An 8,331-nucleotide genomic window follows, 5' to 3' on the forward strand; every position below is an offset into this window, starting at 1 on the left:
CATCAACCACCCCCCCCCCCCCTAAACATATAAATAACTTAAAACCATCCACACAAAAATTAAACACAAAAAATTATATTTTTCACAAAAATAAGACATCTAATCCCTCATAGAATTTTCAATCTATTCTTTTATTATAAAAAAATAATAATACACCACAATAACAAGATACTACCATTTAAATTATATACATAAATAAAAAGGCAAAAAACTCATATTCAACCTTTTTTTCAAAAATTGGAGGAGAAAATGAAAAAATCGAAAAGATTATAATCTATGGAACATATACTAATATCATGAGTAATTGACTTTATTTTCATAACATAATTTTTCTCTATCCTATGCACAAATTTAACGAATTTTTAACAAGTTTTTCACGAAATAAAACATGCGCCATCTGTGAAAAACTCATCAAAATGAAATTCCAACTCAAAAACAGGACACAAATTCATGTCAAAAATCATGAAAAAATCTAAACACCCTCAATTTTTTACATCCTCAAAAATATTAATCAAAAATCATTTAAAAATTATGAAAATATAAATTAATAAAATACTTGAACAAATAAATAATTGAATCTATTATGAATAACAGTTAGAAGACTATTATTATAAAAATAAAATATGAATTTATAATTAAAGTTTATAGACACAATATTGAAGTGAAATCATGGAAGAAACCAAAGAAAGATTCGAAAAAACTGCTAAAGAATATGATGATAGAATAATTAAAATAATTCCATCATATAATGATATGATTGAAGCATTAACTAACTCAATTCCATTTAGTGAAAATAAAGATATTAATATATTGGATCTTGGATGTGGGACTGGAGCTATCACAGCAAAGATAAAAGAAAAATTTCCAAATAGTCATGTCACTTGCTTAGATCTAGCTGAAAACATGATTGAAATAGCTAAATTCAAATTAAAAAAATATGATAATATTGAATTTATTATAGGAGATTTTTCCAATTTTGATTTCAAGGATAAATATGATGTTGTTGTATCTTCATTAGCTATACATCATATTGAAACAAAAAAAGGAAAAAAAGAACTTTTTGAAAAAATATTTAGCAGTTTAAAAGATGGTGGTGCATTTTATAATGCAGATGTCGTTTTAGGATCCACAGATTTCTCAACCCATATAAATAATGAAGTATGGAAGAATAATTTAAAAAAGAATTTCAATGAAAAAGAAGTAAAAGAACTTGTTTCTAATCAAGATAAGGTAGATATTCCTTCAAAATTAATTGATCAATTGAAATGGTTTGAAGAGATTGGATTTAAAGATACCGATGTTACTTGGAAATACTATGGTCATGCAGTCTATGGAGGTAGAAAATAAAGTTGATTATATAATTATTATTTTCATGAGCTATTTGAGGAATTAATATTATTTTAGTGAGTTATTTGCAAAATTGATAAAAGTCTTTTAAATCCTTTTTATCTTTATCAGAAAGATCAAACCATCTAATATTCTGAATAGCTCCTTCTAATCCACAAAGTCGATTATAACAAGCAGAATCATCAATTTCTCTTATTTTTAACCAAGCCTCTTTTGATCCTATTTCTTTTAAATCTTCAATTGTTTTTATTCCTACAGTATTCAGCTGTTTTTCCAAAATTTTTCCTATATTTGGTAGGTTAGTTAGCTGACTCATTTTATCCCCATATAACTCATTTTATCCCTATTAAATCACCCTAATAGCTATTTAAACAGATTTATCTAATTAGAGTTATAGTTTTAATTTCAATATTACCTTTCAACATTACTTTTAAAAATTCTAAATTATAGAATAATTATCAAAAAGGTATTTAAAGAGTTTAACAATCATTCAACATAGCTATCAGTTTATTTACAGTATTCCAGTTTCTAGTTGTAGCCACTGTGTTTAATTTTGATTCAAAATAATTGTTATTGAATTTAGTTCTTCCATACTTGTCACATAAAAGATAAATTTCATTACTATCTATTAGAAACTTGTCATCTAACCTATTTTCTCGATTAGAACCTTCATATTTACTTAATTCATTATTTATTTCATCTATAAGAGAATCTTTAGGTTTTTCTGAAAGTAGTGTGAAATATAAAAATTTGGAAGGATTTTCTTTAAAAGGGTTATTGTCGATTAAATTTATAAGATCTTTTTGAGTTTTCACTATGCAATAAACATCATATCCAAAGTCCTTTTTTAAATTATTTTCTATTAATTTCTCAATAGATTTGGCATCAATTTTTTCACTTTCAAATATGACATTACCACTTCTAAGATAAGTTTTAGGATTATTGAAACCTGATTCTAAAAAAAGTTCTTTTAATTCCTCCATTTTAATCAGATTACTCTTGCCAACATTTATACCCCTAAGTAAACAAGCATATTTCATGTCATGCACCAATGATTAAAATTCTGATTAATGTATAATCTTACTTCTTCCAAATTCAAATTAGATGTAAACTTACTATTTATAATGTTCAGTTATTCATTGTTTTTCATATAACAGGAAAACAACACAATTATCCCATATATCTTAATATAGAATAGAATCTAATTATTCTGTATCTGGATGAACAGCATTAGATTGCCTCTTTACTTTTTCCATTATTCTTTTAGCTTCTCTATTTACAGAATTTTCCTTTGGAACTTCTTTCTTGTTTAATTCTTCATCAGTATTGAATAGCTCAGCTATTCCTCCAATGGAACCAAGAATTCCAGAAACTTCAGTTGGAAGGAAAATTTTAGTTGAATTTCCATCAGCTATTTTTTCAAGAGATTCTAAATATTTAATAGCTATTAATTCATTAGTAGGATTACCTTCATGAATAGCCTCATAGACATTTAAAGTAGCTTTAGCTTCCCCTTCTGCAATAGCTATTTCTTGGTACTTATTAGCATCTGCTACCTTTTTAATAGCTTCAGCCTGACCTTCTGCTTCAAGAATAGCAGACTGTTTGTCACCTTCAGCACGCTTGATTTCAGATTGTTTATATCCTTCTGCTTCAAGAATAGCCGCTCTTTTCATCCTTTCAGCTTTCATCTGCTTAGACATAGCATCTACAATATCTTTTGGAGGTTCAATTCTTTGAATTTCTACCCTAACAACACGAGTTCCCCATTTATCAGTAGCTTCATCAAGAACCTCTCTTAACTGAGTATTTATCATCTCTCTTGATGTTAAAGTCTGATCAAGTTCTAAATCACCAACAATATTTCTTAAATTAGTTTGAGCTAATTTGGTTATAGCTTGATAGAAGTTTACAACATTGTAAACAGCATTGAATGGGTCAGTGACCTCATAAAATATAACACAATCAACTATGACAACTGTGTTATCTTTTGTAATAACTTCTTGAGGAGGAACGTCTACAACTTGTTCACGGAGATCTACTCTTGTAATAGATTCAATAAAAGGAACTATAAATACCAAACCACTCTCCACAGTTCTTTGATATTTACCAAATCTTTCAACTACTGCTTTTTCATACGGTCTTAACGTTTTAATAGATTTAAACGCTAAGATAATAATTATTATAATTATTACTAAAATTACAAACCAATCCATTTTTACCATCTTTTTCTATTTCTAAAATTTTATTTCAATATATTTATTATTAAATTAATTATTAATCTGATTTACATTTTTATAAATATTTATTATTAATTAATATTAATCTACTTTACATTTTTGTAAATATTAATTAATATTAACTGCTTTACACATTACCATAATTATTAATTAATAGTACATCTGCTTTACACAATACTCTAATTATTAATTAATCTATTAGCTATTTAATTATTTACATTATTATTTCTTTTTAACTCTTAATTTAACACCATCAATCTTTTCAACAATTACAGTTTCCCCAACAGGAATGTTTTCATCAGCTATTGCTTTCCATGTATCTCCAAGAAGCTTAACCATTCCCATAGAATCAATTTTAATCTCTTCAATAACAATAGCATCTTCACCAATTAATCTATCTGAATTAGATTTTTTAGAAGGAGAATTTTTTGTCAAATGATTAGCTATTGGTCTTGAAGCAATTATAACTATTATACTAACAATGATGAACACAATCAATTGAGTTAAAGGATCAAAACCCAAATAATTAGTTAATCCCGCTAACCCTGCACCAACTCCTATAGATATTAGGAAGAACGTGCTGGTTAAAAGCTCTCCTAAAATAAATATTACAGCTATTACTAACCAAAATTCTAAACTAAACATAATTCTATGTCACATAATTTATTCGTCTTTTTGACATACTTTCACATTATTAATTATTACTAAAAAATCCTATAAATAATTGTATTTTGTCATGACTATTATTAAAATCTAACTACCTAATTTCATTAAAAATTATTTAAAATTATTATATTAATGTTAATATTTTAGATTTTATTTAGGGCTTGTTTTTGACATACTTTCAGATAACTTATTTTATTATGGTCAAGAAGGTCCTCAAAATATGCAAAGTCAGTTAATATGGTTAGTCAACAGTCATGATGAATATTTTGAAGAACGAACCAAGATTTCTGAACCAACAGAACCAACAGATACAGATACACAACAAAATATAACAGATTCATGACATAATCCAGCAGTAGTAGAAAAAAGGAGCAATAATGACAATAACAATCCAATAGCTAAACTAGCTACTATGAAAAATACAGATATAGCAATAATAGCAATAATCTTAGTCTTATTAACCAGTTTAGGTTTAATAGGTTATAGGAAACAATGAAATTTAAAGAAACAATGAAATTTAAAATTTTCTTTTCTTTTTTTTCTTTTTTTATTTATACTATGTTTATTGTTTTTCATCAGCTCTTTCTAAAAGTTTATAATCCAACATTATTAAATTAATTATTATGATTGATAAGAAAATTTCAAATATTTAAAAACGATAAGTATGAAATTGATATATTACTGAGAAATAATGAAAAATACTAAAGATTATTAGTAAAAATAATGAAAAATAATGAAAAATAGGTAAAAATTATTAGTAAAAATAATGAAAAATAATGAAAAATAGGTAAAAATAATAAGCTATAAGATAAGTATATGAAATTCAACAATCATGAACTTTGTTTAATTGTATAATAACTTTCTGAGAATATTAATAAAAGTCTTCATTTAGCTGATCTTTGATTTTCTCAAGCACTGCTTTATGCATTCTTTTTGAGAACTCTGCTTTATCTGTTTGGGATAATACGTCTAAATATCCTTGAGAGACAAGATTAAATGCAAATGGAGAAGGAATAACTGTATTAATTGTTTTTATTTCTAATTGACCACTTTCCATCCATTGAAGCACTTTTGTTGCATTTTCAACATCCATTAAATCTTCAATAACTTCTCTTCTAGCTTCTTTTAATATTGAAAAATTATCATCCATACCTTCTACGAATTTCAGAAGAATCTTTCCCCTAACTTGTTGTCTTCCTACAGATTTATTTTGGCCTTTATATTTTCTAAGAGTCATTAAAGATCTGCCTGCACAGTGTCTAAATCTACTAGCTAATGTTTCAGTTTTTTTAATAGCCTTAATAAGAATATCCTTTAAATTCTTTGAAGTTAACTGTTTAAAAGCTTCAAGGCCTCCCATTTTTTTATCAGAACTTAAATAAAATCCATTATCTGAAATGGAAATGGTAATATCTATGTTATGCTTTTTAGCTATTATGTATGCAATAGCTCTAGATAATGCATCATTTACTTGTCTTCCAAATAGACTATGAAATATAATGAACTTTCTTCCTCCAAAACCTGTGTAATATTCAATTAATAGCTTTCTATTACTTGGAATAACTGCATATAAGAATTGCTCATTAAAATATTCATAGATTGAATTAGCTGCAAAATCATCAACATACAAATATTCATGGATGAACTCCATTATTTCTTCTTTTCGCTGATTATATTGAAATTTACTGTCCATAATAGCTCTAAACCTTTGGATATCAATAGCTAAATCAAATGCAAGAGGTAACTGTTGTGAAAACCAAGAGGGTATAGTTGGAGGTCCACTTGCAGGTGAAACATTTATGGTCATTCCCTTACCATAATTGAATCTATATATTGCCCCACCAAGAACAAATGTATCTCCTTTTTTAAGTTTCTCCATGAAATCTTGTTCTATTTTTCCTACAACATCTCCATCACATTTTACTGCTACTCCTGTGCTATCTGGAATGGTTCCAATGTTGGTTGAATAAAGCATTCTGGCGAGTTTTCCTCTTTTTCCAAAGGTGTTTTTATCATAATCAATCCAAATTTTAGCATAAACATACCTTTCTTCAAGTTCCCCATATTCTCCAGCTAAATAGCTAAGTACATCCTCATAGTCATCCCTAGATAAGTCTTTGTAACAATAACTCTTTCTAATAACATCATATGCATAATCAATATCCCATGGATTTTCAATACCCATTCCATAAATATGTTGTGCTAAAACATCTAACGCATTAGTTGGAATCTTTATTTTATCAATTCTTCCTTCTTTTGCATTTTTTAAAAGGATCGAACATTCAACTAGATCATCCCTATCTGTTATAATGATTCTTCCTTTAGATTTTTCATGTAATTGGTGTCCACTTCTTCCAATTCTCTGTAAAGCTCTTGAAACAGATTTAGGCGAATTAATAAGTATTACTAAGTCTATATATCCTATGTCTATTCCAAGTTCTAGAGATGTTGATGAAACAACAGCTTTGAGTGTTCCTTTTTTTAATTCATCTTCTGTTTCAAGACGAAGTTCTTTTGAAAGTGAAGAATGATGAGCCATTATATTGTTGGAATTATAATTTTCAGGAAACATCTTTTTTAAGTTGTAAACAAGACTTTCAGTACCTCTACGCGTATTAGTGAAGATAAGAGTAGTTTTATGTTCCATCACAAGATCATCTACAAGATTATACATTGCAAGTCTCGTTTCTTCACTATCTGCAACTATGATATCATCAACAGGACTTATTACCTCAATATCCAACTCTTTTATATAATTAACATCAACAATCAAACAATCTCTTGGAGTGCCATATTCATAACCTACTAGAAAATTAGCTACTTTCTCAAGTGGAGAAACAGTGGCTGAAAGTCCAATACGTGTGTAACCTCCTATTAAATGCTGAAGGCGTTCTAAACTTAAACTCAAATGAACTCCTCTTTTATTATTAGCTAATGAATGAATTTCATCAATGATAACATACTTAACATTAGCCAATTTCTCTCTGAATTTAGGAGCTACAAGTAATATAGATAGTGTTTCTGGTGTTGTAATAAGTATATGTGGTGGAACTTTCAACATCTTATTTCGTTGATATTGATTTGTATCTCCAGTTCTAACAGCCTTTCTAATTCCAAGATCTTCTTTTCCTTCTTTTTTAGCTATTTTTTCAATTTCATTAAGAGGATTTTCAAGATTTTTCTCTATATCATTGTCTAAAGCTTTAAGTGGGGAAATGTATATACAGTAAACCTTATCTTCAAGTTCATTTTTTTCAGCCAAACCTGTAAGTTCACTTATAACAGATAAAAATGCAGTGAGTGTTTTTCCAGATCCTGTTGGTGATGAAACAAGCACATTTTTATTTTTATGAATATCAACAATAGCTTGTTTCTGTGCAGGAGTAAAATCATCAAATGAATTATCAAACCATTCTCTCACCCAAGGATGTAAAACTTTATATATCTCCTTTTTTGAATAGCTTTTTGTTTGTTCTTTAATCATTAATTCAATACCTCGTGTTTTATTTTAGAAATTTCAGTTCCCTCTTCATTTTTTCCTTTGAAATTATTATGACATTAGAATTATATAATATTTGTATAGAATTAAATCTTAGTATTAATATAATATTTCTAATAGTTATATTGAATATTAATATGAACTAATCTATGGATATCCTTACTACAATAATCAGTGTTATTAATTTAAAATTAATTTTAAAATTAATATAATATCTTATTTTTGTAAATAAGAGTAGAAATATTTAATTATTTATAGAAAGATTAATCCTCTATTTAAACTAATATGCAATTTCATTAATCATTTTAATAATTAAACTAGGAATAAGAGGATAAATAAAATTACAATAAAAATAATATAAAAATAGTATAAAAATTATAAAGATGAATGAAAACATTTTAAAATATTATAATAATATATGTGTATTTTATTAGATTTAAAGTTTTCTATTTATAAAGAATAAAATAACCTAATCAATAAAGAATAAAATAACCTAATCAATAAAGAATAAAATAACCTAATCAATAAAGAATAAAATAACCTAATCAATAAAGAATAAAATAACCTAATCAATAAAGA

7 protein-coding genes are annotated in these 8,331 nt (G+C 26.6%); 2 read left to right on the forward strand and 5 right to left on the reverse strand.

What is annotated here, in order from left to right; all coding sequences use genetic code 11:
- Window positions 1-669 precede the first annotated feature (669 nt).
- On the forward strand, window positions 670-1,347 hold the full coding sequence (locus MBCUT_RS09195; RefSeq protein WP_067260387.1) for a class I SAM-dependent methyltransferase: 678 nt from the start codon (window positions 670-672) through the stop codon (window positions 1,345-1,347).
- Window positions 1,348-1,408: 61 nt separating this feature from the next.
- Here MBCUT_RS09195 and MBCUT_RS09200 read toward each other — a convergent pair whose 3' ends face one another.
- The 4 genes from MBCUT_RS09200 to MBCUT_RS09215 form a co-directional block, all read right to left on the reverse strand.
- Window positions 1,409-1,663 carry a TfoX/Sxy family protein gene (locus tag MBCUT_RS09200; protein WP_067260388.1) on the reverse strand — a complete coding sequence of 85 codons (255 nt, stop codon included), beginning with the start codon at window positions 1,661-1,663 and terminating at the stop codon, window positions 1,409-1,411.
- A 163-nt stretch (window positions 1,664-1,826) separates the two neighbouring features.
- Window positions 1,827-2,387, reverse strand: coding sequence for a DUF1697 domain-containing protein (locus MBCUT_RS09205; RefSeq protein WP_067260389.1), 561 nt, complete (start codon window positions 2,385-2,387; stop codon window positions 1,827-1,829).
- 165 nt (window positions 2,388-2,552) lie between these two features.
- Entirely contained in the window at window positions 2,553-3,563 is a 1,011-nt protein-coding gene (locus MBCUT_RS09210; RefSeq protein ID WP_169805435.1) for an SPFH domain-containing protein, read from the reverse strand.
- 246 nt (window positions 3,564-3,809) lie between these two features.
- Window positions 3,810-4,232 (reverse strand): NfeD family protein, encoded by a 423-nt coding sequence (locus MBCUT_RS09215; protein ID WP_067260390.1) that lies wholly within the window; start codon window positions 4,230-4,232, stop codon window positions 3,810-3,812.
- Between the two features lie 241 nt (window positions 4,233-4,473).
- Between MBCUT_RS09215 and MBCUT_RS11790 the strand changes: the two genes are divergently transcribed.
- Window positions 4,474-4,596 (forward strand): hypothetical protein, encoded by a 123-nt coding sequence (locus MBCUT_RS11790; RefSeq protein WP_281177987.1) that lies wholly within the window; start codon window positions 4,474-4,476, stop codon window positions 4,594-4,596.
- A 528-nt stretch (window positions 4,597-5,124) separates the two neighbouring features.
- Here MBCUT_RS11790 and MBCUT_RS09220 read toward each other — a convergent pair.
- Window positions 5,125-7,737, reverse strand: a complete 2,613-nt coding sequence (locus MBCUT_RS09220; protein WP_067260391.1) for an ATP-dependent helicase — start codon at window positions 7,735-7,737, stop codon at window positions 5,125-5,127.
- Between the last annotated feature and the right edge of the window lie 594 nt (window positions 7,738-8,331).

This window comes from Methanobrevibacter cuticularis (assembly GCF_001639285.1).
Lineage (GTDB): Archaea > Methanobacteriota > Methanobacteria > Methanobacteriales > Methanobacteriaceae > Methanobaculum > Methanobaculum cuticulare.

Coding starts and splice junctions, on each gene's coding strand:
- MBCUT_RS09195 (WP_067260387.1), top strand. CDS start 670: ATGGAAGAAACCAAAGAAAGATTCGAAAAAACTGCTAAAGAATATGAT.
- MBCUT_RS09200 (WP_067260388.1), bottom strand. CDS start 1,663: ATGAGTCAGCTAACTAACCTACCAAATATAGGAAAAATTTTGGAAAAA.
- MBCUT_RS09205 (WP_067260389.1), bottom strand. CDS start 2,387: ATGAAATATGCTTGTTTACTTAGGGGTATAAATGTTGGCAAGAGTAAT.
- MBCUT_RS09210 (WP_169805435.1), bottom strand. CDS start 3,563: ATGGATTGGTTTGTAATTTTAGTAATAATTATAATAATTATTATCTTA.
- MBCUT_RS09215 (WP_067260390.1), bottom strand. CDS start 4,232: ATGTTTAGTTTAGAATTTTGGTTAGTAATAGCTGTAATATTTATTTTA.
- MBCUT_RS11790 (WP_281177987.1), top strand. CDS start 4,474: ATGCAAAGTCAGTTAATATGGTTAGTCAACAGTCATGATGAATATTTT.
- MBCUT_RS09220 (WP_067260391.1), bottom strand. CDS start 7,737: ATGATTAAAGAACAAACAAAAAGCTATTCAAAAAAGGAGATATATAAA.